Source organism: Stutzerimonas stutzeri (assembly GCF_019090095.1).
GTDB classification, from domain to species: Bacteria; Pseudomonadota; Gammaproteobacteria; order Pseudomonadales; family Pseudomonadaceae; genus Stutzerimonas; species Stutzerimonas stutzeri_AN.
The window spans coordinates 1614900-1640121 of sequence record NZ_JAGQFP010000002.1 but is presented as its reverse complement, the minus strand read 5'-3'; the positions used below and the strand labels follow the sequence as shown (position 1 = coordinate 1640121).

Here is a 25222-nt window from a genome sequence, read left to right as displayed (position 1 = left end):
AATCACGCTGCGAACAATGGGAGAAACGGTCAATGTCCGTTTCCGGGGATACGGCTGCATAACCCCTTGCGCGCCGATCCCGGCAGGATCGGCGTGCTCCGACGCGAGCAATACGGACGAGGTCCAGTGCAGCAACGTCAAACAGCCATCAGGTCTGTTTCCTTGGCTTCAAGGGCCTTGTCGATCTCCGCAACGTACTTGTCGGTCAGCTTTTGAACGTCATCCTGGGCACGACGTTCCTCGTCTTCGCTGATTTCCTTCTCTTTGACCAAGTCCTTGAGCTGGGCGAGCGCATCACGGCGGATGTTACGTACGGCAACTCGCGCATTCTCGGCCTCGCCACGCGCCTGCTTGGTATAGCCCTTGCGCGTTTCCTCGGTCAGTGCCGGCATCGGGACACGGATGGTCGTGCCGGCGGTAGCGGGGTTCAGCCCGAGGTCGGAGGTCATGATGGCTTTCTCAACCGCCTGAATCATGCCTTTATCGAATACCGTCAGCGCCAGGGTACGCGAGTCCTCGGCAACCACGTTGGCAATCTGACGCAGCGGCGTATCGCTGCCGTAGTAAGACACCATGACGCCGTCGAGAATGCTCGGATGGGCACGGCCCGTACGGATCTTGGCGAAGGCATGTCCCAGGGATTCCAGGGTTTTCTTCATGCGCTCCTGGGCGTCTTGCTTAATCTCGTTGATCATTGGGTCTGTTCCTCGATCAGGGTTCCTTCAGCGCCGCCGAGCACGATATTGAGCAGGGCGCCGGGCTTGTTCATATTGAACACCCGCAGCGGCATGTTGTGGTCGCGGCACAGGCAGATGGCCGTCAGGTCCATGACGCCCAGCTTGCGATCCAGCACGTCATCATAGGTCAGCTGTTCGAACTTCTCGGCATTCGGATCCTTGAAAGGATCAGCCGTATACACGCCATCGACCTTGGTGGCCTTGAGCACGACGTCGGCATGAATCTCGATAGCACGCAGGCATGCAGCCGAGTCGGTGGTGAAGAACGGGTTGCCGGTACCCGCCGAGAAGATCACGACCTCTCCACTCTTGAGATGGCGCATCGCCTTGCGACGATCGTAATGGTCGGTCACGCCAACCATGGAAATAGCCGACATGACCAATGCGGGAATATTCGACCGCTCAAGGGCGTCACGCATGGCCAACGCATTCATTACCGTGGCCAACATGCCCATATGATCGCCCGTGACGCGATCCATGCCGGCAGCGGAAAGCGCTGCGCCGCGGAACAGGTTGCCACCGCCGATGACCAGACCAACCTCGACGCCGATCCCTACCAGCTGCCCGACTTCCAGGGCCATGCGATCGAGCACCTTGGGATCGATGCCGAAGTCTTCCGACCCCATCAAGGCTTCGCCGCTTAATTTAAGCAGGATGCGTTTATAGCGAGGATTGCGTGCACTCATCTGCTGAGCCATTGGCGTTGTTTCTCCTGCGGCATTTGTGGCCAAACTGGCGCTATGGCCAGAAAATAATCTGCGCTATGACAGCGCAGTCACGAATTGGTGCCAAGCAGCGACTATAAGCGTGGCGAAAAAACTTTTCCGCCCACCAATCCGACAAAGAGGCCGCGCGCGTGAGCGGGCAGCCTCTTCGAGGACAGCGGAAGCGTATTACTGCTTGGTAGCTGCGACCTGGGCGGCTACTTCGGCCGCGAAGTCAACCTCGGCGCGCTCGATACCTTCGCCTACTTCGTAACGAACGAAGGAAACGATTTCTGCACCAGCCTTCTTCGCCAGATCGCCGACCTTGATCTCCGGATCCTTGACGAACGGCTGTTCAACCAGGCTGGCTTCAGCCAGGAACTTGTTGATACGACCGGCGACCATCTTCTCGACGATCTCGGCAGGCTTGCCTTTGATCTTGTCTTCGTTCAGCGCCAGGAAAATCTCTTTTTCCTTGGCAACGGCTTCTTCGGAAACCTGCGACGGATCCAGGAACTGAGGGTTGCTGGCGGCGACGTGCATGGCGATTTCCTTGGCCAGTTCGACGTTACCACCCTTCAGCGCAACCAGGACACCGATGCGATGACCATGCAGGTAGGCACCGATCAGATCACCCTCGACAGCGGTCAGGCGACGGATATTGACGTTCTCGCCACACTTGGCCACCAGCGCTTCACGATCGCTTTCCTGCGCCGCGATCAACGGAGCGGCATCGGTCATCTTCTCGGCGAAGGCCTTCTCGACGCTGCTGCTGACGAAATTCTTGAAGTCGTCCTGCAGGGCCAGGAAGTCGGTCTGCGAGTTGACTTCGATAATCACGGCACGCTTGTTGTCATCGGCGACCTTGACGGCGATCGAGCCTTCGGCGGCAATGTTGCCGGCCTTCTTCGCCGCTTTGATCGCACCAGCGGCGCGCATGTCATCAATGGCTTTTTCGATATCACCACCGGCGGCGGTCAGCGCCTTTTTGCAATCCATCATGCCTTGGCCAGTACGCTCGCGCAGTTCTTTAACCAGGGCTGCAGTAATCTCTGCCATGTTCGCAAATCCTCTCGATTCGATTTTCGATCATCGCCCAGCATTCGGACGATCAATTCGGAAGTGGCAAAAAGGGGGCATAGCCCCCTTCTTGTTCAACGGGTATCAGCTAGGCAACTTCTGCGCTCAGCCTTGGGCCGCCTCAGGAGCTGCTTCTTCGACGAACTCGTCATTCCCACCAGCGGTGTTCTGACGACCGCGAACCACGGCATCAGCCATGGAGCTCAGATAGAGTTGCACGGCACGGATGGCATCATCGTTACCGGGGATGATGTAGTCCACACCTTCCGGGCTGCTGTTGGTATCGACCACGCCGATGACCGGGATGCCCAGCTTGTTGGCTTCGGAGATCGCGATGCGCTCGTGATCCACGTCGATTACGAACATGGCATCGGGCAGGCCGCCCATATCCTTGATACCACCCAGGCTGCGCTCGAGCTTCTCGAGGTCACGGGTACGCATCAGGGCTTCTTTCTTGGTCAGCTTCTCGAAGGTGCCGTCCTGGGACTGGGCTTCCAGATCACGCAGGCGCTTGATCGAGGCGCGAATGGTCTTGTAGTTGGTCAGCATGCCGCCCAACCAGCGATGGTCGACGTACGGAGAACCGCAACGAGCCGCTTCTTCGCGGACGATCTTGCCAGCGGAACGCTTGGTGCCAACGAACAGAATCTTGTTCTTGCCCGCTGCCAGCTTCTCAACGAAACGCAGTGCGTCGTTGAACATCGGCAGGGTTTTTTCGAGGTTGATGATATGAATCTTGTTACGCGCGCCAAAGATGTACTTGTTCATCTTCGGGTTCCAGTAACGGGTCTGGTGGCCGAAGTGCACACCGGCCTTCAGCATATCGCGCATGGTAACTTGGGACATGGGACTTCCTCAGGATAAGTCGGGTTAGGCCTCCACGCGTCCCGATATCCAACTCTTTCGAGCACCCAGGATACCGTGTCGACACGTGTGTGGGGTCAGGCTCGGCGGGTAGTCCCGCAGAGCGGCGCGTTTTATAGCACAAAGGCCTGCTCCAGGCTAGCGCGTCATTCAGTTTCCCGCAGCCCACCGGTCGCTCCCAGCGATCCGCATACCTTGGTCGGCGCCTGCAGGCGCCCCGTTGTTTGGTTTATCATCTGTCCTTTCGTTCCGCCCGCGCCTCTTGGCGCCAAGAGGATTGCATGACCGTTTCCATCAAGACACCTGAAGACATCGAGAAAATGCGCATCGCCGGTCGCCTCGCCGCCGAGGTGCTCGAAATGATCGGCGAGCACGTCAAGCCGGGCGTCACGACCGACGAGCTCGACCGCCTCTGCCATGACCACATCGTCAACGTCCAGCAGGCCATACCCGCCCCGCTCAACTACAAGGGCTTCCCGAAGTCGATCTGCACCTCGATCAACCATGTGGTGTGTCACGGCATTCCTAACGACAAGCCCTTGAAGGACGGGGATATCCTCAATATCGATATCACGGTCATCAAGGATGACTACCACGGCGACACCAGCAAGATGTTCCTGGTAGGCAAGGCACCGGAATGGGCCGAGCGGCTGTGCAAGGTCACCCAGGAGTGCCTGTATAAAGGCATCGAGATCGTTCGCCCCGGTGCCCGCCTTGGCGATATCGGCGAAGTGATCCAGAAGCACGCTGAAAAGAATGGTTTCTCGGTGGTTCGTGAGTACTGCGGTCACGGTATCGGCAAGGTCTTTCACGAAGAACCCCAAGTGCTTCACTACGGACGCGCCGGCACCGGCCTCGAATTGAAGGAAGGCATGACCTTCACCATCGAGCCGATGATCAACCAGGGCCGTTCCGAGACGCGCCTGCTCGGCGATGGCTGGACCGCCATCACCAAGGACCGCAAGCTCTCGGCACAGTGGGAGCACACTATCCTGGTGACCGCCGACGGCTATGAGATCTTCACCCTGCGCAGCGACGACACGATTGCACGCACATCGCCATGATCGCCGCGTAACCTAACGATGCTCTGACGGAGGACGGCATGCCTCAGGTTGATCCCGAATTGTTCGACGGCAGCCAGTTCCAAGCTGAGCTGGCGCTCAAGGCCAGCCCCATCGCCGCCTTCAAGAAAGTCATACGCAAGGCCCGGGAAGTGCTCGACGCGCGCTTCGTGGCCGGTCGTGACATCCGCCGCCTGATCGAGGATCGCGCCTGGTTCACCGACCAGATCTTGCGGGCGGCGTGGGGACGCTTCGACTGGGACGGCGGTGCCGAAATCGCACTGGTCGCCGTCGGCGGCTATGGTCGCGGCGAGCTGCATCCCTACTCGGATATCGACCTGCTGATTCTGCTCGATGACAGCGATCACGAGAAATTCCGCAGCTCGATCGAAGGCTTTCTGACCCTGCTGTGGGATATCGGCCTCGAAGTCGGTCAGAGCGTACGCTCGGTCCAGGAATGCGCCGAAGAAGCGCGCGCCGACCTGACCGTCATCACCAACCTGATGGAAAGCCGCACGATCGCTGGCCCGGAGCATCTGCGGCAGAAGATGCTGAAGGTCACCAGCCCATCGGAAATGTGGCCGAGCAAGGAATTCTTTCTCGCCAAGCGTAACGAGCAAGCTGCACGCCACTCCAAATACAACAATACCGAGTACAACCTCGAGCCGAACGTCAAAAGCTCTCCGGGCGGGCTGCGGGATATCCAGACGATTCTCTGGATAGCGCGGCGTCAGTTCGGCAGCCTGAATCTCAGCGCAATCGTCGATCAGGGCTTTCTGACCGAGGGCGAATATTCGCTGCTGGTGTCCAGCCAGGAGTTCATCTGGCGTGTGCGCTACGGTCTGCATATGCTCGCGGGGCGCGCCGAAGATCGCCTGCTGTTCGACCACCAGCGCAGCCTGGCCGCCCTGCTCGGGTACGAGGACAGCGACGCCAAGCTAGCGATCGAGCGCTTCATGCAGAAGTACTACCGCGTCGTCATGAGCATCTCCGAGCTCAGTGACCTGGTAGGCCAGCACTTCGCAGAGGTCATCCTGTGGGAAGGCGACAGCGGCACGGCCGAGCCGCTCAACAGTCGTTTCCTGGTACGCGATGGTTATCTGGAGGTCGCCAATGACGCAGTGTTCAAGCGCAGGCCCTTCGCCATCCTGGAGATTTTCGTGTTGCTGGCGCAGCACCCGGAGATCAAGGGCGTTCGTGCCGAGACCATTCGCCTCCTGCGCGATCATCGCCATCTGATCGATGACGACTTTCGCGGAGATATTCGCAACACCAGCCTGTTCATCGAGCTGTTCAAGTGCAAGGAAGGCATTCATCGCAACCTTCGGCGCATGAATCGCTATGGCATCCTGGGTCGCTACCTGCCGGAATTCGGCCATATCGTTGGACAGATGCAGCACGACCTGTTCCATATCTATACGGTCGACGCTCACACGCTGAACGTCATCAAGTACCTGCGCAAGTTAAGCAAGCCTGGCGTGGCCGAGAAATACCCGTTGGCCAGCAAGCTAGTGGAACGGCTGCCAAAACCGGAACTGATCTATATTGCCGGGCTGTATCACGACATCGCCAAAGGGCGCGGCGGCGATCATTCCGAATTGGGCGCGGTGGATGCGCAGGCATTCTGCGCGCGCCACAAGCTTCCGGCCTGGGATACGCGGCTGGTGGTCTGGCTGGTGGAAAATCATCTGGTGATGTCGACCACCGCGCAACGCAAGGATCTGTCCGACCCGCAGGTAATCAACGACTTCGCCCAACAGGTTGGCGACGAGACCCATCTGGATTATCTGTACGTATTGACCGTCGCTGACATCAATGCGACCAACCCCACGCTCTGGAATTCCTGGCGGGCCAGCCTGCTACGCCAACTCTACACCGAGACCAAGCGAGCACTGCGGCGTGGCCTGGAAAACCCGCTGGATCGCGAAGAGCAGATACGCCAAACCCAGCGCGCCGCACTCGATAATCTGGTGCGCAACGGTACCGATCCGGACGACGCGGAGCAGCTCTGGGCGCAACTGGGCGACGACTACTTCATGCGTCACAGCTCAACGGACGTCGCCTGGCACACCGAGGCCATCATCGAGCATCCGAGCGATGGCGGCCCGCTGGTCCTGATCAAGGAAACCACGCAACGTGAGTTCGAAGGTGGCACGCAGATCTTCATCTATGCGCCGGATCAGCATGACTTTTTCGCGGTCACGGTCGCCGCGATGGACCAGCTCAACCTGAACATCCACGACGCCCGCATCATCACTTCCAGCAGCCAGTTCACGCTGGATACCTACATCGTCCTGGACGCCGATGGCACGCCGATCGGCAATGATCCCGAGCGTACCGAGGAAATTCGCCAGGGGCTGATCGATGCCCTGCGCAATCCGGAAGACTACCTGACGATCATTCAGAAGCGCGTGCCCCGGCAGCTCAAGCACTTCGCCTTTCCGCCGCAGGTCACCATCCACAACGACATGCAGCGCCCGCAAACGATCATCGAGGTGGTGGCGCCCGACCGCCCTGGGCTCCTGGCGCGCATCGGTCAGCTATTCCTGGATTTCGATCTTTCCGTGCAGAACGCCAAGATCGCGACGCTGGGGGAGCGCGTCGAGGACGTGTTCTTCGTCACCAACGCAGACAATCAGCCGCTGTCCGACCCTCAGCTGTGCATGCGATTGCAGCAGGCGATGATCAAGCAGCTTTCGCAGGAAAACGAACACCAGCCCTCGCCAAGCAGCTTCGTGATCTGAGCGAGCGGTCAGTCCCAGGGCTTGCCGCGGGTCCGCTCGGTATACGGCAGCCGCTGTTGCATGGCGGCCTTGGCCAGGACGTGGGCGCTGACCGGAGCGGTCAGAAACAGGAACAGGGTGATCAGCACTTCATGCAAGCTGAGCCCGTCGCCCTGACTGCTGAAAAAGATCATCGAGCCCACCACGATGCCGCCCACCCCCATGGTGCTGGCCTTCGTCGGCCCGTGGAGCCGGGTAAAAAAGTCAGGCAGACGGTACAGGCCGATCGCCCCGACCAGGGCAAATAGACTGCCGACGACGAGAAAGGCGCAGACCAGCAATTCGATCCAGAATGACATCTTCAGCCCTCAGTCGATGATTTCGCCGTGCAGCAGGTGCTTGCCCACCGCCACGGTACCGACGAACCCCATCACGGCGATGAGCAACGCCGCCTCGAAGAACAGATCGGACACCAGCCAGATCCCGAACAGCACGATCAGCGCCAGCGCGTTGATATACAGCGTGTCCAGCGCCAACACGCGGTCGGGCATGTCCGGCCCGCGGACCAGGCGAACCACGTTGAGGACCGCGCCTAACCCGACAAGCGCCATGCACAGCGGGATCACGTACGTGAGCATTCGAACATCTCCAGCAGGGGCTTTTCGTAGCGATTCTTCACTTCGGCCACCAGCGCGTCGGCGTCGGGCGCATCGAGCGCGTGTATCAACAGCATCCGATGATCCGGGCGCAACGAAGCCGAGACCGTACCAGGCGTGAGCGAGATGATGCTGGTCAGCACGGCAAGAACGAAGGGGTGCTCGATGTCCATCGGCACCTCTACGAACGCGGGCTGCAGACGACCGGTCGGCCCGAGCACCAGCTTGGCCACGTGAAGATTGGCGACACCGATGTCATAGAACACCTTCAGGCTGAACAGGCAGAGCTTCAGCGGGCGGCGGACCTTCGGCAGGTCGATCAGGAACCCTTGCACCAGCAATGGAATCGCCCAGCCAAGCACCAAACCAAGCAGAACATGGCCAACACTCAGTGTGTTGTTGAGCATCAGCCAGAGCAGCGCCAACAGCAGAGTCAGGCCCGGATTGGGTAACACTCGGGAGATCATAGGCTGGGCCCTCGCACGATCTGCAAGTACGGTTCGAGATCGAACAGCTGCGCGGCAGAAGCTTGTACATACGCCTGAATCGGTTGTGCGGCGACAACCAGCACCACACTGCCGAGCAGCAATCCGAATGCAGCTATCAGGCGGACACTATCAGCGGCACGGCCAACGCTGACGGCCTCGCTCGGACGCCAGAAAATCATGCTACCGGCGCGCCCCAAGGCGATCAGCATCCCCAGGCCACTGACGAGCAGCACGGGCCAGAACACCGCCGCGTCGATGTTTGGAGGCACCGCTCGCAACAGCATCACCTTGCCCAGAAAGCCGGAGAACGGTGGCAGCCCGGCGATGGAAATCGCGCCGGCGAAAAACAGCGCCCCGAGCAGCAACGGCTGCTTCAATGCCGGCGCTGAAATGAGCTCGCTGGCCGTATCGCCACGCTGCCGTGCAATGACATCCGCCAGGAGAAACAGCCCACCGGAGACCAGGGTGCTGTGCAGCAGATAATAAAGCGCCGCGGCCAGGCCCGCCTCGGTCCCCAGCGCGACCCCTGCCAGCAGGGTGCCAACCGAAACCACCACCAGGTAAGACAGCAAGATCTGCAGGTTGCGCGCCGCCAGCGCCCCTAACACACCGCCGGCCAGCGTGAGCATCGCCAACGGCCACAACCAGTCGAGCGCCATGTTGCTGAGCACGCCGGCTTGGCTGCCAAATACGAGAACGAACACCCGGATGATCGCGTACAGGCCGATCTTGGTCATAATCGCAAACAGCGCCGCAACGGGCGCCGTCGCCGAGGCGTAAGCGCGCGGTAGCCAGAAATACAGCGGCAGAATGGCTGCCTTCAACGCGAAGACCACCAACAGAAGAAAGCCCGCCGCCGCCAACAATGGCGCATCGGCCGGGTCCGCCGCACTGACCCGCACCGCCAGGTCGGCCATGTTCAGGGTCCCGGTCAGGCCGTACAGCATGCTGACGCCGATCAGGAACAACGACGAGCCCAGCAGATTCAGCACCACATAGTGAACGCCCGCGCGGACGCGCTTGGCACCGTGCCCATGGAGCAACAACGCGTACGAGGCGATCAGGAGGATTTCGAAGAACACGAAGAGGTTGAACAGGTCGCCAGTCAAAAAGGCACCGTTGATACCTGCCAGCTGGAACTGAAACAAGGCGTGAAAATTCGGACCGCGCTCATCATCGCCGCGCGCCGCATAGACCACCGCAAAGCTGGCAAGCAGCGCGGTTACGACCAGCATCAGGGCACTGAGCCGATCGAGCATCAGCATGATGCCGAACGGTGGTTGCCAGTCGCCCAGCCGATACACCGACAGCGCACCGGAATCTGCCTGCATCAGCAGCAAAAACGTCAGCGGAACCAGCAACCAGGTTGCAACCAACGATAAACCGCGCTTGACCCGCATCGCTTGCCGGTGCGCCAGCAGCAGGACGCACCCCATGAACAGCGGCAGCAGCAGCGGAAGAATCAACGCATGACTCATTCGCGCGGCTCCCGACCGTCCACATGGTCGGTGCGCAATTCGCCCAGACCGCGCAACGAGAGCACCACCACGAAGGCAGTCATGGCGAAGCCGATCACGATAGCTGTCAACACCAGCGCTTGGGGCAGCGGATCACTGTACTCGGCGCTCTGGCCGAGGATGGCGGGTATCCCGGTGGTCAGGCGACCCATGGCGAAAATGAACAGATTGACCGCGTAGGAGATCAAGGTCAGCCCCATGACTACCGGAAACAACCGGGCGCGAAGAAGCAAGTAGACACCGCTGGCCATCAGTATTCCGAGCGTTATCGCGAACACCGCCTCCATCAAAGCACCTCCTTGCACGACTCGTCCTGGCTGACATGCGCCAGGTTGGAAAGGATCAGCAACGTCGCCCCGACGACGGTCAGGTAAACGCCCAGATCGAAGATCATCGCGGTGGCCAGCTCGAATTCCCCAATCAATGGAAGATGGAAATGGCCGAATGCAGACGTCAGGAATGGCCGGCCGAACAGCCAGCTGCCTAGCCCGGTCAGTCCAGCGATCAGCACGCCGAGCCCCGCCACGCTGTGATAACTGAACGGTTGCCGTTGCTGGGCCCAAACCACGCCATGAGAAATGTATTGAAGAATCAACGCAACGGCGGTGATCAGCCCTGCGATGAAGCCGCCACCCGGCAGGTTGTGCCCACGCAGGAAGATAAAGACGGACACCAACAAGGCCATCGGCAACAGCACCCGCGACAAGGTGTCGAGCACCATCGGGTGGCGGTCGGTAGACCATAGACGCCCACCATAGTCGCGAACCGGATGCGGCAGCCGCAGGCCCTTGAGCAGCCCGTAGATGCCCACCGCGGCAATAGCGAGCACCGAAATTTCACCGAGCGTATCGAATCCGCGGAAGTCCACCAGGATGACGTTCACCACATTGCTGCCGCCGCCACCCGACAGGCTGTTCTCCAGGAAGAAGCTGGCAATGCTGTCGTACGGGCGCGTCAGGACCGCGTAGGCGAGCAACGCGACCATGGTGCCGAACATGCCGGACAGGATCAGGTCGCGAAAGCTGCGCAGACTGCTCGACTCGACCGGCGTTCGGTCGGGCATGAAGAACAGCGCCAGGATCAGCAAGATGATGGTCACCACCTCGACCGAGATCTGAGTCAACGCCAGGTCCGGTGCGGAATAGCGAGCGAACACCAAGGAGACCAGCAGGCCAACCACGCTGAGCACCATCAACGCCGTGAGCCGGCGGCGATGGAACAGCACGGTCATGACCGAAGCCAGTGCCAGCAATACCAGCCCGAGCACGGTCAAGCCGTCCAGCGGCGTCATCGCCACCGAACCTCTCAGGGAGCGCAGCGGCGTCAACGCATAGATCACCACCAGCAACGAACTGAGCAGTACGAGCGCCAGATAACGCTGCAACGAGCCGCTCTCCATTCGCTCGGTCAGCCAGCGCGCCGTGGCGGCAATATCGTTGATCACCCGGGCGTACACCTGCAGCGAGTCTACGCGCGGCAGTCCGTCGTACCAGCGAAACGCCCACTTGCGCATCAGATAGATCAGCAGACCGCCGCCGAGGGCCACGAAACTCATCGTCAACGGCAGATTGACGCCGTGCCAGATCGCCAGGCTGTACTCGGGTACATCGCCGCCCAGGCTGCCGGCCACCGCCGCAGCCAGCAACGGCGCCACGGTGTAGGCCGGCAACATGCCGACCAGCAGGCAGAGCAGCACCAGTATCTCCACCGGGATCTTCATGTAGCGGGCCGGCTCGTGCGGCGGATACTTGGGCAGGTCGATGGGCTCGCCATTGAAAAAGACGTCATGCACGAAGCGCAGCGAGTAGGCGACCGAGAAGGCACTGGCCAGGGTGGCTAGCGCCGGGATCGTCCAGTAGAAGCTGCCCAGCAGGTGCTGATCCAGGGTCTCGGCGAAGAACATTTCCTTGCTCAGGAAGCCGTTGAGCAGCGGCACCCCGGCCATTGCCAACGAGGCCACCATCGCCAGTGCCGCCGTGTGCGGCATGTACTTCAACATGCCGTTGATGCGCCGCATATCACGCGTTCCGGTCTCGTGATCGATGATCCCCGCAGCCATGAACAACGACGCCTTGAACGTCGCATGGTTGATGATGTGGAAGATCGCCGCGACCGGTCCCAGGCGTGAATCAAGCCCGAACAGCAGCGTAATCAGGCCGAGGTGGCTGATGGTCGAGTAGGCCAGCAGACCCTTGAGATCGTGCTGAAAGAGTGCCAGCACAGCTCCGATCAGCAAGGTTGCCAGCCCCGTCAGGCTGACCATGTAGAACCACCACTCCGAATCGGACAGCGCGGGATACAAGCGTGCCAGAAGGAATACGCCGGCCTTGACCATGGTCGCCGAATGCAGGAAAGCCGATACCGGAGTCGGCGCTGCCATGGCCTGGGGCAGCCAGAAGTGGAAGGGAAACTGCGCCGACTTGGTGAAAACGCCCAGCAGGATCAGGATCAGCGTCAGCGGATACAGCGCATTGGCGCGTATCAGGTCGCCAGAGGCGAGAACGGTGCTCAGTTCGAAACTGCCCACGATTTGGCCGACCAGAAGGATGCCGGCAAGCAAGGCGAGCCCTCCCCCGCCTGTCACGGTCAGCGCCATTCGGGCGCCTTGACGGGCGTCGGAGCGATGATGCCAGAAGCCGATCAAGAGGAACGACGAGAGGCTGGTCAGCTCCCAGAACATCAGCATCAGCAGCAGGTTCTCGGCCAGCACGACACCCAGCATGGCGCCCATGAACAGCAGAAAGAAGCTGAAGAAGCGGCCCATCGGCTCGCTTTTCGACAGGTAGTAGCGCGCGTAGAGGATCACCAACAGGCCGATGCCCAGGATCAACAAGGCAAACAGGAACCCCAGACCGTCCAGCCTGAGACTGAGGTTCAAGCCCAGCTCGGGAAGCCAGGGCACCGTCACGATCTGCGTCTCACCACCGAACACTGCGGCGCGCTCGGACAACAGCAGTACCAATGCCAATAACGGTGCCATCCCAGCACCGAACGCGCAGGCGGACCGGCCGAAACGCTCGAGCAACAGCGGCAGGCAGATGCCAAGAAATGGCAAAGCGATGATCAGCGCAAGCGCCATGAAAAAACCCCTTGAGCCGCGCGCGCACGCGGCAGTTATTCCTTACGGTCAGCCGGACCCAAGCCCCGCGCCTGCGGTGTGCGCCGATTATCCATACCCATCACAGCAACGTCATGAATTGATGTATTTCGAAAAACGAAAAGCGCGGCCGAACGACCGTAACACGGCATTCGGGCCACGCCCTTTTCAATATGCGGCAGGCAAGGATCGCCCGCCGACAAACACGCTCATTGCCATCAGCGGCAGCTGTGGGCAGCGCTCACCGGTCGTCCGACCGGACGGCATCAGGGTGCGATACGACTGGTGCCATTGACCGTCATGATGCGCACACGCTGGCCCACACGGAACACCTGATTCGGCTCGACTTCCTGAACATAGGCCCGCATGTTGCCGTCGTCCTCGCGTACCGTTATCTCGACGCCTTGCGCGCGAGTGATGCCCTCTTCTGCCGCCGCGCCGAGCATGCCGCCCGCCACCGCGCCGATCACGGCTGCGACCGCGCTACCGCGACCGCCCCCGACTCCGCTACCGGCGATACCGCCGACCACAGCACCCGCGCCGCTACCGATCGGCGTCTTCGTGCCCTCGAGCTTCACCGGGCGCAAGGATTCGATGGTTCCATATCGCACAGTCTGGACCGTACGTGCCTCGTCCCGGGAATAGGAATCTCCGGTGAGACTCGACGTGCAACCACCGATGGCGAGCGCAATCGCCGTAAAAGACGCAATGAAAATGGAGTTACGCATAGATGTCTTCTCCAGGGAACGATATTCATCCCAACCGCATTTAGCAGACGCCGTGGCGAAATGACGCTTGGCAAAGGCGTCGTCCTGACTCAGCATGCTTGCCATTAGGACCCCACTTTACCCGAGGCGATCCCGTCTCGCATGCATAACCCCTTACCCGGGCCCGTTTCACGAGCATATCCATGGATTACTTCATCATCACAGTGGTCACGCTAGCCGGGCTGGTGTTCCACGCCTGGCTGTTCGTTCGTTTCCGGCGCTGGGCGGATCGGGATCTGGCGCTATCGCTCGCGGGAAGCGATCCGCAAAAGCGCGAGTGGGTGCTGCAGCGCTTGGCAGCCGCGAAGCAAGCTCGGGTCAAGCGCAAAGATCTGCAACCTTGGCTGGAGCGCGAACTGGAGCGCTACCACGCCAACTGATGTGGAGTGAGCCAGCCGAATACAGCGCCATGGCGGCGCTGCCTTAACTCAGGGTGCGAGGCGCTCTCGCTGCCAGGTGCTGGCAACCAGGCTGTAGTTCAGCCGATCATGCAGGCGGCTTGGTCGCCCCTGCCAGAACTCCATGCGTTCAGGGAGCAGTCGGTACCCCCCCCAATGCGGTGGGCAATGCGGTGCCTGATCGAGAAAACGCTGCTCGGTTTCGGCAAGGAGCCGCTCCAGTTCCGCCCGGTCGCGGATCACTCGGCTCTGGGGTGAAGCCCAAGCCCCCAAACGACTACCCAGCGGCCGCACCTGGTAATAGGCATCCGATTCTTCGGCACTGACCTTCTCGACCCGCCCTTCGATCCGCACCTGACGCTCCAGACTCGGCCAGAAGAACGTCATCGCCGCAAACGGACGGGCAGCCAGTTGCTCGGCCTTGGCGCTGTCGTAGTTGGTGAAGAAGGTGAAGCCGCGTTCATCCAGCGCCTTGAGCAACAGCACACGGCAATGGGGACGTCCATCGGAATCGACCGTCGCCAGCGTCATGGCGTTGGGCTCGACGGGTAGCTGCTCGGTCTTCACGGCGTCGTCGAACCATTGCCGAAAAAGCGCGAAGGGTTCGTCTGGCGCATTGGCTTCACTGAGGCCTTCGCGGGTGTAGTCGCGGCGCATATCGGCCAGGGTCTGGGTCATCACAGCGATTCCTGGAAAGAGTCGAAGCCGGAGCTTAACTGTTCGAGCTCAGGGCTCACTTGACTCAGCGCAACACGCACCAGGCAAGATGCGCTCGGCGAGCCTTTATTTACTCTTGGTGACGTCTACCGTGGCCACCTGGGTCGGCGCCTTGGGCGCCTCGCTGTACTGGGCGATCAAAGCCAACAAAGTGGTCTGTGGGGCCAGCATCATTTCCACTCGACGGTTCTGCGCACGTCCCTGTTCGTTTTCGTTCGAGGCACGGGGCATGTCCGAACCCAAGCCACGAATGCGCAGGCGGTCATGCTTCAGACCACTGAGCCGGAAGATCGCCGCAACGGCGCTGGCGCGCTGGCGGCTGATGTCGCGATTGATATCAGCCGACCCCGTGCTATCAGCGTGCCCCAGCACCACGACGGCGGTCTTAGCGTCACCTTCCACCAGCTTCGCCACGCGGCTGATGGGACCGAGCGTGACAGGCAACAGCATGCCAGGACGGTCGGGGTTGAAGGAGGAATCGACCGGTGCCGTAACGACCAGCATGCCCTCGCGACGCTCGACTTCGAAATGGCTGTCTTTCAACGCATCACGCAACCGTGGCTCGTAATCATCCAGCCAGGCCCTGTCCAGTACCGGCTCAGGAACTACGGCGACTTCCACAGGCTTTTCGCCCTTGGAACTGCAACCAACCATGACAATGCAAAGAAGAAGGGAGGCGCTTTTCAGCCAGTTCATGAGACACGATTCCGTAGGTGATTTTTGCGAATACAAGCCGCGCGAAGTCAGCGCATAGCTTAAGCAAGGATTTGTCTCAAATTGTGGACGCAGGTCCTTGTTCTGAAAAGCCCGCCAGGCAAGAACAGACGAGCGGTTCAGTTCAAGCAGGCTTTGACACTCCTCGCCAGCGCTTGCGCGCGAGGGTCCATAAGCACATAAGGTCCGAGCGTATTGGTGACGTATCCGAAGGCGACATCATAATGCGGATCGGCAAAACCGATACAGCCCCCCGCGCCAGGATGTCCGAAAGCACCCGGGCCCATCGAAAAGGTGGCGTTTTCCACGTCTGGCTGATCCAGCCAGCAGCCAAGCGCAAACCGGGTGCGACTGAGCAACGTACGGTCTTCGCCGATGGAGTGCTCACGGGTCATTTCGCTCAACAACTCGTCTTCGAGCAGCTTGCCGCGTAGCAGCCCCTCATAGAATCCAGCCAGGGCGCGTGCGTTCCCATGGCCATTGGCAGCCGGCTGCGCCATGCGGCGCCACTCGGGCTTGTTGGCACTGTTCATGATCGATGGTGGGTTGGTGAACGCCAGCGCCGTCAGCGACTGTGGATCGCTGGTCAATGCCTTGAATACCCGCTGGGCGGCTGCATCGCCGAAGTTGTTCTTCTGTCGGGTCAGGTAACCGACACGATCAAACTCGGCATCGGCCAGCCCAATATGAAAGTCCAGGTCCAGGGGCTGCGCGGTACGCGCCATGATCGCTTCGCCCGGCTCGCGCCCATCGGCACGGCGAATCAGCTCACCAAGCAACCAGCCGTAGGTAATCGCGGCATAACCTTGACCGTCGCCAGGCGTCCACCACGGGCTTTCGGCCGCCAACGCTGCCGTCATTGCATCCCAGTCGTATAACGCCTCGGGCGCAAGCGGCTGGCGGATGGCAGGCAGACCGGCCCGATGACACAGCAGCTGCCGTAATGTGATGGCCTGCTTGCCGTTGACGGCGAACTCAGGCCATACACGAGCGACGGGTTCGTCCAGCTGCAGCTTGCCCTCGGCCACCAACTGCAGCGCCGCGACGGCGGTGAACGTCTTGGTGCAGGAAAACAGATTGACCAGAGTATCGTCTTGCCACGGCTGCTCGCCGGCGTTATCCGCCGCGCCCGCCCAGAGGTCGACCACCGTCTCGCCCCCAACCTTGACGCAAACGGCAGCCCCGCGTTGCTGGGTCTGTTCGAACAGATCGCTGAATGTCTCTTTGACCGCTTCGAAACGAAGATCGAAATACCCTTGGATCTGCACGCTCGCCACCTCCGTCAATATGGGCTCGGCCTATTGTTTCAGCCGCACCGAGCCATGGAAACAGACTTGTCAGCCCTTGCCGAATGCATCAACCCGTTGAATGGCGAGACATGCCGCCCGCGCCGGGTCGGACGGCCTGTCAGCCGACCTCACGTCGAAACGGCGGCAATGCATTGAGAATTGCCTTGCCATAGCGCTGCGTGACCACGCGCCGGTCAAGCAAGGTAATGGTGCCGCGATCCTCCTCGGTACGCAGCAACCGGCCACAGGCTTGCACCAGCCGCAATGAGGCATCGGGCACGGCAATTTCCATGAACGGATTGCCGCCCCGCGCCTCGATCCACTCGGCCAGCGCTGCCTCGACCGGATCGTCCGGAACCGCGAAGGGTATCTTGGCGATCACCACATGCTCGCAGTACGCCCCCGGCAGATCGACGCCCTCCGCGAAGCTGGCGAGGCCGAACAGCACACTTTTTTCGCCGTCATCCACACGTGCCTTGTGCTTGTTCAGCGTCTCCTGTTTGGACAGGTTGCCCTGAATCAGCACGCGGCGGCGCCAGTCACGCTCCAGGCCGTCGAATACGTCCTGCATCTGTTTGCGTGAAGAAAACAGCACCAGCGTGCCACGCGAGTCTTCGACCAGCGCGGGCAGGTCACGCACGATGGCTGCGGTGTGCCCCGCCGCATCTCGCGGATCGGCTTTCAGATCAGGCACGCGCAACACACCGGCATCGGCGTGATGGAACGGACTGGGCACGACCGCGGTGACCGCGCAGCGCGGCAGGCCGGCACGCATGCGATAACGGTCGAAGCTGTTGAGCGCGGTGAGCGTCGCCGAGGTAACCAACGCGCCGTAGCAGACGTTCCACAGATTGCGCCGCAAGGTCTCGGCCGCCAGGATCGGGCTGGCATTGACCTCGATATCGAACAGCGCGCCGCCTTCGGTCAACGTCAGCCAGCGCGCCATCGGTGGACTGTCCTCCGGATCGTCGACAGTGAACGCTGTCCACAGCTCCCAATTGCCCTGCGCCCGGGTCAGCAGGCTGCCGAACAGCGGATACCACTCCTCGGCCTGATGGCTGGCGATACCGACACCCGCCTCGCCGTCCATTGCCTCTTTCAACAGCTCGGTCAACCGCGTGAACAGATCGGTCAGCTTGGCGAAGCCTTTTTTTAGCTCAACGCCCAGTTCAATCAGATGTTCGGGTACTACCCCGCCGACGAAACGGTGACGCGGCCGCTCTCGGCCTTCCATGTCCTCACCAGCCTTGAAGTCGGCCAGTTGCTCGCAGGCACTGAACATGAACTGCTGCTGACTGCGCAGATCGCGGGCAATTTCCGGCACCGCCTCGATCAGCCGGCCAAGGTCGCCCGGCAACGGATGCTGGGCGAGCAACTTGATCAGGTTCTTTTCGACCTGGGCCAGCCAATCGGCAGTCGAGCGCAAGCGTGTGAAGTGCGCGAAGTGACCGATGGCCTTGTCCGGCAGATGATGGCCTTCGTCGAACACGTAGAGGGTATCGCGTGGATCCGGCAGCACCGCGCCGCCGCCCAACGCCAGGTCAGCCAATACCATGTCGTGGTTGGTGACGATGACATCGACCTTGGTCATGCCCTCCCGCGCCTTGTAGAACGCGCATTGCTGGAAGTTGGGGCAATGTCGACCGGTGCACTGGCTGTGATCGGTGGTCAGCCGTGCCCAGTCCGGGTCGGCCAGCTCTTCGGGCCAACTGTCGCGATCGCCGTCCCAGCGATTGCCGGCGAGCTTCTCGATCATGCTGCCGAACAGCTTCTCGCTGCGCTCATCCACGTCGATGCGAAAGCCTTCTTCCTCGAACAGTTGAGCAGTGGCGCTCTGCGCCTGGCCTTCTTGCAACAGCACATCGAGCTTGGACAAACACAGGTAGCGACCACGGCCCTTGGCCAGCGCAAAGGAAAAGTTCAGACCGCTGTTGCGCATCAGATCGGGCAGGTCCTTGTGTACGATCTGTTCCTGCAGCGCAACGGTGGCGGTGGCGATCACCAGGCGCTTGCCCGCCGCCTTGGCGGTCGGAATCGCCGCCAGGCTGTAGGCCACCGTCTTGCCGGTACCGGTTCCCGCCTCGACCGCGACCACCGCTGGCTCACCCTCCCGGCGGCCTTCATCGTCAGTCTTGATGGCGCCCAGGACCTTCGCTACCTCGGCGATCATCAGGCGCTGGCCATAGCGGGGCTTGAGCCCTTTGGCTTCGAGAAATCGAGAGTAGGCACCCTGGATCTGGGACTTGAGTTCGGTACTGAGCATGGGCGCGGAAGCTGTATATATTTTCAGTATTTCGAGTGGGTGGCTATGATAGCGCGCGTTCGCTCAATCGCCACCGGAGATTTGCCCATGACCGCTTTCGCTCTGCCCTATTCGCTCCATGTACTGGCCGCCGTGATCTGGGTCGGCGGTATGTTCTTCGCCTGGATGGTGCTGCGCCCCGCCGCTGTCTCCGAGCTACAAGCACCCGAGCGGTTGAAATTGTGGGCCGAAGTGTTTCGCCGCTTCTTCCAGTGGGTCTGGGTTGCGCTGCTGGTCTTGCCGATCAGCGGTATCGGCATGTGGCACATGCGCTTTGACGGGCTCGCGGCTGCGCCCCGCTACGTGCACATCATGGCTGGTATTTTTCTGGTGATGCTGGCGCTTTTCCTGCGTATCCAGCTGCTGCAGCTGCCTGAACTCAAGCGCGCGATTGCCGCGCAAAACTGGCCGGAAGGCGGCGCCGCTCTAGGGAAAATCCGTCGACTGGTGGGTATCAATCTGCTGCTCGGGCTGTTGGTCGTGGCGCTGGCCAGTGCTCGCCCGTTGTTCTGACCTGGCGAATCGGCAGTGCAACAAAAAGCCGGGCTAAAGGCCCGGCTTTCTTTATCAGCATCCCATCAGGGACGCGCTTCGACCTCGGCCTCTACACGACGGTTGATGGCGCGGCCTTCAGCCGTGGAGTTATCCGCAACCGGACGGGACTCACCGTAGCCAACCGAGTCGACGCGGCTTGCCTCAAGACCGAACTGATTGACCAGCACATCACGCACGGCATTGGCACGACGCTCGGACAGACGCTGGTTATAGGCGTCGGTCCCCACCGAGTCAGTGTGGCCTTCAACGACCGTCGAGGTCTGACCGTATTGCTTCATGAAGTCCGCCAGGTCCTTGATGTCGGCCATGCTGTCCTGCTTCACTTCCGCGCGATCGAAGTCAAACTTGACGTCCAGCTCGACACGGACAGGCTCGGCCATTGGCTCCGGTTCGGGCTCGGCAGTCGGCATCGGCTCGACCGTTTCCGTCACAGCGACGGTTTCCTGCTCCGTACCGTTGGCCCAGCAATACGCCGCGGCCATACCACCGCCGATCAACGCCCCGTATCCGGCATAGGTACTGCTCTCTATGGCGCCCAGCGCCGCACCGGTGACGCCCCCTGCGGCCGCACAGGTGGGCCAATCCTGCTTCTGCACCCCTGCACAGCCAGCCAGGACGGTGGTCATAAAAATCACGGGTACTGCTGTCCGTAAGCTACTCATTGGTTGAACCTCCTAGTTTGGGATCGGCCAGAGCGCTATGCGGACGGCATGAGCGACTCCAGTTGTAACGAGACTAGGACGGCACGCGCCGCCGCGCTAGTCTTTAACCTCGACTGCTGCGCAAGTTGCTGCCATGCGACCTGCACCCTTTACCTTGAGGACCTCGGCTTGGCTGCATCCTGCTCCGCCCAAACCCCACAGCAAGCGCTGGCCGCCTTGCTCGAGCACGACGCTCCCGCGCGCCTGCTGCATGTAGGCTCCAGCGATATGCCCGCCGTGCACGCGTTCAGCCGTAGCCACGAAACCTGCCACGTCGAACGCGCACCGACCGGGCCGCTGTCCGAAGAACTGGCCGGCCGTCGATATGACCTGGCACTTATCGCCGATTGCCTGGAGCACATGCCGAAACGTGAAGGGCTGCAATTGCTCGGCGGTATTCGCAACCTCAACGCCAACCGTATCGCGGTGCTGGTCGATCTGGCGGCATGCGACTGGCAAGCCACCGACTTCTTCGCCCTGGCACTGCAGATCAGCGCCCGCTTCGAGCGTGATGGACAGACCTTGACCCTCTTCACCTACGACCTGCTTGCCTATAAGCAGGTTCCGGATTGGCTTAATGCGAAGTATTGGGCGAATCCGCAAATGTTCGGCAAATTCTGGTGGTGAACCTATGACCTCACAGGCCCCTCGACACGAGGCAAGTTGCCCATGCGGCAGCGGCGATCCACTGGGCGAATGCTGCGGGCGCTACCACCAGGGGCTACCAGCACCAAGCGCGGAACAGTTGATGCGGTCCCGCTACAGTGCCTATGTACTTGGCCTGATCGACTATCTCAAAGCCACGACCTTGCCCATCCAACAAGCATCGCTTGACCTGCAAGCCATGCAGGCGTGGAGCGCCAGCAGCGTGTGGCTGGGCCTCGAGGTCGAAGACAGCGAGCTACTCGGCGGCCAGCCCGAGCATGCACGGGTCAGCTTCACCGCACGCTGGCACGACCAGGACGGCGAGCATGCCCAGCATGAGCGATCGGCCTTCGTGCAGCACGACGGACGATGGTATTTCATCGATCCGACCGTGCCACTGAAGTCCGGCCGTAACGATCCCTGCCCATGCGGAAGTGGCCAGAAATTCAAGAAATGTTGCGCCGCCTATCTCTAAACGAAAAAGGCCGGCAAGCGCATCGCGCCGGCCGGCCTTTGTTTGTCGCGAGCGGTTACTTCTCGACGAAGGCGCGCTCGATCAGATAATGCCCGGGATCGCCCATACGCGGCGAAGCCTTGAGACCGAAACTGTCCAGCACCTCGCTGGTCTCGGCCAGCATGCTCGGACTGCCGCAGATCATCGCGCGATCATCTTCTGGATTGATCGGCGGTAGGCCGATATCGCTGAACAGCTTGCCACTACGCATCAGGTCGGTCAGCCGGCCCTGGTTTTCGAAAGGTTCGCGGGTGACCGTCGGGTAGTAAATCAGCTTTTCCTTCAAAGCCTCGCCGAAGAATTCATTCTGCGGAAGGTGCCCGGTGATGAACTCCCGATAAGCCACCTCGTTGACATAACGCACGCCATGGACCAGCACGACCTTCTCGAACCGCTCGTAGGTTTCAGGGTCCTGAATCACGCTCATGAACGGCGCCAGACCGGTGCCGGTACTTAGCAGGTAAAGATGCTTGCCCGGCAGGAGGTCGCCCAGCACCAGAGTGCCGGTCGGCTTGCGACTGATCATCAGCGAGTCGCCTTCCTTGAGATGCTGCAAACGCGAGGTCAACGGGCCATCAGGCACCTTGATGCTGAAGAACTCCAGGTGCTCTTCGTAATTGGGGCTGGCGATACTGTACGCGCGCATCAGCGGCCGGCCTTCGACTTCGAGGCCGATCATCACGAACTGGCCGTTTTCAAAGCGCAACCCCGGATTACGGGTGGTCTTGAAGCTGAACAACGTGTCATTCCAGTGGTGAACACTGAGGACTCGCTCGACGTTCAGGTTGCTCATCTAGAAATTCCCCTTCTCGCGCGCAGGTGGGCGCTGGACATTTGCGACAGTTTACCGGCCTCGTTAATATTCGCTAAACGAATATTAACGATATAGCTTATCGGTTATATAGATATGCATTTTACGCTGCGTCAGTTGGAAGTGTTCGTCTCCGTTGCTCGCCAGGAAAGCGTGTCTCGCGCCGCGCAGAGCCTGGCGTTGTCCCAATCGGCGACCAGTACATCGTTGGCCGAGTTGGAGCGCCAATCGGGATGTCTGTTGTTCGACCGCGCCGGCAAACGGCTATGGTTGAACGCGCTGGGCCGCCAACTGCTACCGCAAGCGGTCAGCCTGCTCGACCAGGCCAAGGCCATCGAAGATTTGCTCGCGGGCAAGACCGGCTTCGGCTCCCTTGATGTCGGCGCGACGCTGACCGTCGGCAATTACCTGGCCACCCTGCTGATCGGGAGCTTCATGCAGCGCCATCCTGACTGCCGGGTGAAGCTGCACGTGCAGAACACCGCGCATATTGTCCAGCAGATCGCGCAGCACGAACTTGATCTGGGTCTGATCGAAGGCGACTGCCAGCATCCCGATATCGAGGTACTGCCTTGGGTCGAGGATGAACTGGTGGTGTTCTGCGCCCCGCAACATGCATTGGCGCAACGTCGCCAGGTGAGCCTGGAGGAGCTCTCGCGAGAAGCCTGGATACTTCGTGAGCAGGGCTCCGGGACGCGCCTGACGTTCGATCACGCCATGCGTCATCATCCCGCCAAGCTCAATATCCGGCTCGAACTGGAGCATACCGAGGCCATCAAGCGAGCTGTCGAATCAGGACTGGGGATTGGTTGCATTTCGCGCCTGGCATTGCGCGATGCGTTCCGCCGACGCAGCCTGGTTGCGGTGGAAACCCCCGAACTGGACCTGACCCGGCAGTTTTATTTCATCTGGCATTCGCAGAAGTATCAGACCGCAGCGATGCGCGAATTCATCGAGCAATGCCGGGCACTGACCGCCGGGATCCGTCGCAGCGACGAGATCGTGCTGCCCACCATCGCCTGATCGGTGCAAGCGGACGGCCAGGCCATCCTGCCGCGGCGACCGCTATCAGCTGCTGGGGATCGAGCCCATCTGCTGGAGCAGCAGCGCCGCCTGGGTCCGCGTGCGGACGCCCAATTTGCGGAAGATTGCTGTGACGTGGGCCTTGATGGTCGCCTCGGAGACGTTCAGCTCGTAGGCGATCTGCTTGTTCAGCAAGCCGTCGCAAACCATCGTCAGCACCCGGAACTGTTGCGGCGTGAGACTGGCAAGCCCTTCACTGGCCGCCTTGGCTTCGGGGCTTACGTAAGCGACGTCCTGGATATTGCTCGGCCACCACACGTCACCATCGAGCACGACACGCACGGCCTGCTGAATGACTTCCAGCGAGCTGGACTTGGGGATGAAACCGCTGGCGCCGAACTCCCGGGAGCGCGCCACAACCGCCGCATCCTCCTGAGCAGAAATCATCACCACGGGCAGTTGGGGATACTGACCACGCAGCAAGACCAGTCCGGAAAAACCATAAGCACCCGGCATGTTCAGATCCAGCAGTACCAGATCCCACGCCGAGGTACGGGTCAGCTGAGCTTCCAAGTCAGCGATGCTGGCCGCTTCGGACAACCTCACGTCGTCGCCCAAGCCAAGCGTCAGCGCTTGCTGAAGGGCACTACGAAACAGCGGGTGATCGTCGGCGATAAGGATTTCGTAAGCAGCCATGGCAGACCTATAGTTTTGTTATTGGCGCTTTCACCGGACCGGCGCGCAGGTCGGCACCGGGCCGGCATGAACCCGGAATTTGCTCGGGGATTGACCGGTGTGATGATATCGCGCCACCACCGGAAATTCGATCATCGCCGAACATTTAATCGTTACCCGCGCTTACAGGGCGTTGACGCAGTGGCCAAGCGCATCGGTTTGAGGCAGAGTTCGAGGCTTTACCTGACGAGCCAGAACATGCGTAACCAAGCCCTTCGCGCCGATTTCCTGATGCTTATTACGGCCATGATCTGGGGAAGCGCTTTTGTCGCACAGCGCGTCGGCATGGATAACATCGGCCCGCTGCTGTTCACCGGCTTGCGCTTCGCCTTGGGTGCACTGGTGCTGCTGCCGCTGTTGATCTATCAGGGCCGGGGAGCAGCCAAGCACGAGCCCTTCCTGCAACGAGGCTTGTTGCTCGGTGGCGTTTGCATGGGGCTGGCGCTGACGCTGGGCATCAATCTGCAGCAGGTCGGCCTGCTGTTCACCAGCGTCACCAATTCGGGCTTCATTACCGGCCTGTACGTGATCGTCGTGCCGCTGCTAGGGCTGGTTATCGGCCAGAGGACCGGTATGGGCACCTGGCTCGGCGCAATCCTGGCGGTGGCCGGCATGGCGATGCTCAGCATCGACGAGAACTTTCAGGTCGCCTCTGGAGATTGGATACAGCTGGCCGGTGCGTTCGTGTGGGGTGTGCATGTGTTGCTGGTGAGTTTCTTCGTCGGTCGGCACGACGCAATCCGCCTGGCCTTTTTGCAATTCGTCACCTGCGCGGTTGTCAGCCTGGCGCTAGGCGTGTTCTTCGAAGAGTTCAGCCTGGAGGGCATCCGCTTGGCAGCCCCGGCACTGATCTATGGCGGCCTGTTCGCGGTGGGCGTGGGTTACACGTTGCAGGTGGTGGCCCAGAAACACGCCATCGCTTCCCACGCGGCCATCATTCTCTCGCTCGAGGCGGTGTTCGCGGCCATCGCTGGCGCGCTGTTTCTGGATGAGAATCTCAGCTTGCGAGGCTATGCCGGCTGCGCACTGATGTTCATCGGCATGCTCGCCGCACAGCTCTGGCCGCGCAAGGTGTCGCCGGTGGTGGCCGATACCGAGATTCCGCAAACCGCCCGGCATTGACC

General features: G+C 60.9%; 26 protein-coding genes. 8 read left to right on the top strand and 18 right to left on the bottom strand.

Translation table 11 applies throughout. The features are described from left to right. Positions 1-137: 137 nt before the first annotated feature. The 4 genes from frr to rpsB all read right to left on the bottom strand — a co-directional run bounded on the left by frr (position 138) and on the right by rpsB (position 3367). Positions 138-695: a ribosome recycling factor gene (gene frr, locus KVO92_RS17260; protein WP_217476764.1), complete on the bottom strand. Its 558-nt coding sequence runs from the start codon at positions 693-695 to the stop codon at positions 138-140. Further along, entirely contained in the window at positions 692-1435 is a 744-nt protein-coding gene (gene pyrH, locus KVO92_RS17255; RefSeq protein WP_217476763.1) for a UMP kinase, read from the bottom strand. Before pyrH ends, frr begins: the two co-directional genes overlap by 4 nt. Before the next feature lie 195 nt (positions 1436-1630). Continuing rightward, entirely contained in the window at positions 1631-2500 is an 870-nt protein-coding gene (tsf, locus tag KVO92_RS17250; protein WP_217476762.1) for a translation elongation factor Ts, read from the bottom strand. Between the two features lie 126 nt (positions 2501-2626). Next, the gene (gene rpsB, locus KVO92_RS17245) at positions 2627-3367 is read right to left on the bottom strand and encodes a 30S ribosomal protein S2 (RefSeq protein WP_217476761.1); all 741 of its coding nucleotides are present in this window, start codon (positions 3365-3367) and stop codon (positions 2627-2629) included. Between the two features lie 299 nt (positions 3368-3666). Here rpsB and map point away from each other — a divergent pair, with 299 nt between their 5' ends. Both map and KVO92_RS17235 read left to right on the top strand, forming a co-directional pair. Beyond that, entirely contained in the window at positions 3667-4449 is a 783-nt protein-coding gene (map, locus tag KVO92_RS17240; protein WP_217476760.1) for a type I methionyl aminopeptidase, read from the top strand. Between the two features lie 38 nt (positions 4450-4487). Continuing rightward, entirely contained in the window at positions 4488-7190 is a 2703-nt protein-coding gene (locus tag KVO92_RS17235) for a [protein-PII] uridylyltransferase (RefSeq protein WP_217476759.1), read from the top strand. Positions 7191-7198: 8 nt separating this feature from the next. Here the strand turns inward: KVO92_RS17235 and KVO92_RS17230 are convergent, their stop codons facing one another. From KVO92_RS17230 to KVO92_RS17200, 7 genes are all read right to left on the bottom strand, one after another. Then, entirely contained in the window at positions 7199-7528 is a 330-nt protein-coding gene (locus KVO92_RS17230; protein WP_217476758.1) for a Na+/H+ antiporter subunit G, read from the bottom strand. Positions 7529-7537: 9 nt separating this feature from the next. Then, positions 7538-7807, bottom strand: coding sequence for a K+/H+ antiporter subunit F (locus tag KVO92_RS17225; protein ID WP_217476757.1), 270 nt, complete (start codon positions 7805-7807; stop codon positions 7538-7540). Continuing rightward, positions 7792-8292: a Na+/H+ antiporter subunit E gene (locus tag KVO92_RS17220; protein ID WP_217476756.1), complete on the bottom strand. Its 501-nt coding sequence runs from the start codon at positions 8290-8292 to the stop codon at positions 7792-7794. The genes KVO92_RS17225 and KVO92_RS17220 overlap by 16 nt, the downstream gene beginning before the upstream one ends. Further along, on the bottom strand, positions 8289-9791 hold the full coding sequence (locus tag KVO92_RS17215) for a monovalent cation/H+ antiporter subunit D (RefSeq protein WP_217476755.1): 1503 nt from the start codon (positions 9789-9791) through the stop codon (positions 8289-8291). Before KVO92_RS17215 ends, KVO92_RS17220 begins: the two co-directional genes overlap by 4 nt. Next, positions 9788-10117: a Na+/H+ antiporter subunit C gene (locus KVO92_RS17210; protein ID WP_217476754.1), complete on the bottom strand. Its 330-nt coding sequence runs from the start codon at positions 10115-10117 to the stop codon at positions 9788-9790. Before KVO92_RS17210 ends, KVO92_RS17215 begins: the two co-directional genes overlap by 4 nt. Then, the gene (locus tag KVO92_RS17205) at positions 10117-12909 is read right to left on the bottom strand and encodes a monovalent cation/H+ antiporter subunit A (RefSeq protein ID WP_217476753.1); all 2793 of its coding nucleotides are present in this window, start codon (positions 12907-12909) and stop codon (positions 10117-10119) included. The genes KVO92_RS17210 and KVO92_RS17205 overlap by 1 nt, the downstream gene beginning before the upstream one ends. 284 nt (positions 12910-13193) lie before the next feature. Next, positions 13194-13655, bottom strand: a complete 462-nt coding sequence (locus KVO92_RS17200; RefSeq protein ID WP_217476752.1) for a glycine zipper domain-containing protein — start codon at positions 13653-13655, stop codon at positions 13194-13196. 182 nt (positions 13656-13837) lie between these two features. Between KVO92_RS17200 and KVO92_RS17195 the strand changes: the two genes are divergently transcribed. Beyond that, complete coding sequence (locus tag KVO92_RS17195; RefSeq protein ID WP_217476751.1) at positions 13838-14074, top strand: hypothetical protein; 237 nt, start codon at positions 13838-13840, stop codon at positions 14072-14074. 48 nt (positions 14075-14122) lie between these two features. Here the strand turns inward: KVO92_RS17195 and pdxH are convergent, their stop codons facing one another. The 4 genes from pdxH to dinG form a co-directional block, all read right to left on the bottom strand. Next, on the bottom strand, positions 14123-14770 hold the full coding sequence (pdxH, locus tag KVO92_RS17190) for a pyridoxamine 5'-phosphate oxidase (RefSeq protein ID WP_217476750.1): 648 nt from the start codon (positions 14768-14770) through the stop codon (positions 14123-14125). A 105-nt stretch (positions 14771-14875) separates the two neighbouring features. Beyond that, positions 14876-15505, bottom strand: a complete 630-nt coding sequence (locus tag KVO92_RS17185) for an OmpA family protein (protein WP_217476749.1) — start codon at positions 15503-15505, stop codon at positions 14876-14878. A gap of 137 nt (positions 15506-15642) precedes the next feature. Beyond that, a complete protein-coding gene (locus KVO92_RS17180) occupies positions 15643-16791 on the bottom strand; it encodes a serine hydrolase domain-containing protein (protein WP_217476748.1) in 1149 nt (382 codons plus the stop codon). 139 nt (positions 16792-16930) lie between these two features. Further along, positions 16931-19075, bottom strand: coding sequence for an ATP-dependent DNA helicase DinG (gene dinG / locus KVO92_RS17175; protein WP_217476747.1), 2145 nt, complete (start codon positions 19073-19075; stop codon positions 16931-16933). An 87-nt stretch (positions 19076-19162) separates the two neighbouring features. Here dinG and KVO92_RS17170 point away from each other — a divergent pair, with 87 nt between their 5' ends. After that, positions 19163-19627: a CopD family protein gene (locus KVO92_RS17170; RefSeq protein WP_217476746.1), complete on the top strand. Its 465-nt coding sequence runs from the start codon at positions 19163-19165 to the stop codon at positions 19625-19627. A 65-nt stretch (positions 19628-19692) separates the two neighbouring features. Here KVO92_RS17170 and KVO92_RS22800 read toward each other — a convergent pair whose 3' ends face one another. Continuing rightward, positions 19693-20295 carry an OmpA family protein gene (locus KVO92_RS22800; protein WP_217476745.1) on the bottom strand — a complete coding sequence of 201 codons (603 nt, stop codon included), beginning with the start codon at positions 20293-20295 and terminating at the stop codon, positions 19693-19695. Between the two features lie 204 nt (positions 20296-20499). Here KVO92_RS22800 and KVO92_RS17160 point away from each other — a divergent pair, with 204 nt between their 5' ends. Continuing rightward, complete coding sequence (locus KVO92_RS17160) at positions 20500-20997, top strand: DUF6231 family protein (RefSeq protein WP_217476744.1); 498 nt, start codon at positions 20500-20502, stop codon at positions 20995-20997. Positions 20998-21001: 4 nt separating this feature from the next. Then, positions 21002-21490: a YchJ family protein gene (locus KVO92_RS17155; RefSeq protein WP_217476743.1), complete on the top strand. Its 489-nt coding sequence runs from the start codon at positions 21002-21004 to the stop codon at positions 21488-21490. 55 nt (positions 21491-21545) lie between these two features. Here the strand turns inward: KVO92_RS17155 and fpr are convergent, their stop codons facing one another. Further along, the gene (gene fpr, locus KVO92_RS17150) at positions 21546-22322 is read right to left on the bottom strand and encodes a ferredoxin-NADP reductase (RefSeq protein WP_217476742.1); all 777 of its coding nucleotides are present in this window, start codon (positions 22320-22322) and stop codon (positions 21546-21548) included. Positions 22323-22436: 114 nt separating this feature from the next. Between fpr and KVO92_RS17145 the strand changes: the two genes are divergently transcribed. Continuing rightward, entirely contained in the window at positions 22437-23363 is a 927-nt protein-coding gene (locus KVO92_RS17145; RefSeq protein WP_217476741.1) for a LysR family transcriptional regulator, read from the top strand. Between the two features lie 45 nt (positions 23364-23408). Here the strand turns inward: KVO92_RS17145 and erdR are convergent, their stop codons facing one another. Then, positions 23409-24059 (bottom strand): response regulator transcription factor ErdR, encoded by a 651-nt coding sequence (gene erdR, locus KVO92_RS17140; protein WP_217476740.1) that lies wholly within the window; start codon positions 24057-24059, stop codon positions 23409-23411. 237 nt (positions 24060-24296) lie between these two features. On the opposite strand from erdR, the gene KVO92_RS17135 reads away from it, so the two are divergent. Then, on the top strand, positions 24297-25220 hold the full coding sequence (locus tag KVO92_RS17135; RefSeq protein ID WP_217476739.1) for a DMT family transporter: 924 nt from the start codon (positions 24297-24299) through the stop codon (positions 25218-25220). Positions 25221-25222 lie beyond the last annotated feature (2 nt).

Coding starts and splice junctions, on each gene's coding strand:
- KVO92_RS17195 (WP_217476751.1), top strand. CDS start 13,838: ATGGATTACTTCATCATCACAGTGGTCACGCTAGCCGGGCTGGTGTTC.
- KVO92_RS17145 (WP_217476741.1), top strand. CDS start 22,437: ATGCATTTTACGCTGCGTCAGTTGGAAGTGTTCGTCTCCGTTGCTCGC.
- KVO92_RS17205 (WP_217476753.1), bottom strand. CDS start 12,909: ATGGCGCTTGCGCTGATCATCGCTTTGCCATTTCTTGGCATCTGCCTG.
- fpr (WP_217476742.1), bottom strand. CDS start 22,322: ATGAGCAACCTGAACGTCGAGCGAGTCCTCAGTGTTCACCACTGGAAT.
- dinG (WP_217476747.1), bottom strand. CDS start 19,075: ATGCTCAGTACCGAACTCAAGTCCCAGATCCAGGGTGCCTACTCTCGA.
- KVO92_RS17230 (WP_217476758.1), bottom strand. CDS start 7,528: ATGTCATTCTGGATCGAATTGCTGGTCTGCGCCTTTCTCGTCGTCGGC.
- KVO92_RS17225 (WP_217476757.1), bottom strand. CDS start 7,807: ATGCTCACGTACGTGATCCCGCTGTGCATGGCGCTTGTCGGGTTAGGC.
- rpsB (WP_217476761.1), bottom strand. CDS start 3,367: ATGTCCCAAGTTACCATGCGCGATATGCTGAAGGCCGGTGTGCACTTC.
- KVO92_RS17185 (WP_217476749.1), bottom strand. CDS start 15,505: ATGAACTGGCTGAAAAGCGCCTCCCTTCTTCTTTGCATTGTCATGGTT.
- KVO92_RS17220 (WP_217476756.1), bottom strand. CDS start 8,292: ATGATCTCCCGAGTGTTACCCAATCCGGGCCTGACTCTGCTGTTGGCG.
- KVO92_RS17200 (WP_217476752.1), bottom strand. CDS start 13,655: ATGCGTAACTCCATTTTCATTGCGTCTTTTACGGCGATTGCGCTCGCC.
- frr (WP_217476764.1), bottom strand. CDS start 695: ATGATCAACGAGATTAAGCAAGACGCCCAGGAGCGCATGAAGAAAACC.
- KVO92_RS17210 (WP_217476754.1), bottom strand. CDS start 10,117: ATGGAGGCGGTGTTCGCGATAACGCTCGGAATACTGATGGCCAGCGGT.
- KVO92_RS22800 (WP_217476745.1), bottom strand. CDS start 20,295: ATGACCACCGTCCTGGCTGGCTGTGCAGGGGTGCAGAAGCAGGATTGG.
- KVO92_RS17235 (WP_217476759.1), top strand. CDS start 4,488: ATGCCTCAGGTTGATCCCGAATTGTTCGACGGCAGCCAGTTCCAAGCT.
- pyrH (WP_217476763.1), bottom strand. CDS start 1,435: ATGGCTCAGCAGATGAGTGCACGCAATCCTCGCTATAAACGCATCCTG.
- tsf (WP_217476762.1), bottom strand. CDS start 2,500: ATGGCAGAGATTACTGCAGCCCTGGTTAAAGAACTGCGCGAGCGTACT.
- erdR (WP_217476740.1), bottom strand. CDS start 24,059: ATGGCTGCTTACGAAATCCTTATCGCCGACGATCACCCGCTGTTTCGT.
- KVO92_RS17135 (WP_217476739.1), top strand. CDS start 24,297: ATGCGTAACCAAGCCCTTCGCGCCGATTTCCTGATGCTTATTACGGCC.
- pdxH (WP_217476750.1), bottom strand. CDS start 14,770: ATGACCCAGACCCTGGCCGATATGCGCCGCGACTACACCCGCGAAGGC.
- map (WP_217476760.1), top strand. CDS start 3,667: ATGACCGTTTCCATCAAGACACCTGAAGACATCGAGAAAATGCGCATC.
- KVO92_RS17170 (WP_217476746.1), top strand. CDS start 19,163: ATGACCGCTTTCGCTCTGCCCTATTCGCTCCATGTACTGGCCGCCGTG.
- KVO92_RS17155 (WP_217476743.1), top strand. CDS start 21,002: ATGACCTCACAGGCCCCTCGACACGAGGCAAGTTGCCCATGCGGCAGC.
- KVO92_RS17215 (WP_217476755.1), bottom strand. CDS start 9,791: ATGAGTCATGCGTTGATTCTTCCGCTGCTGCTGCCGCTGTTCATGGGG.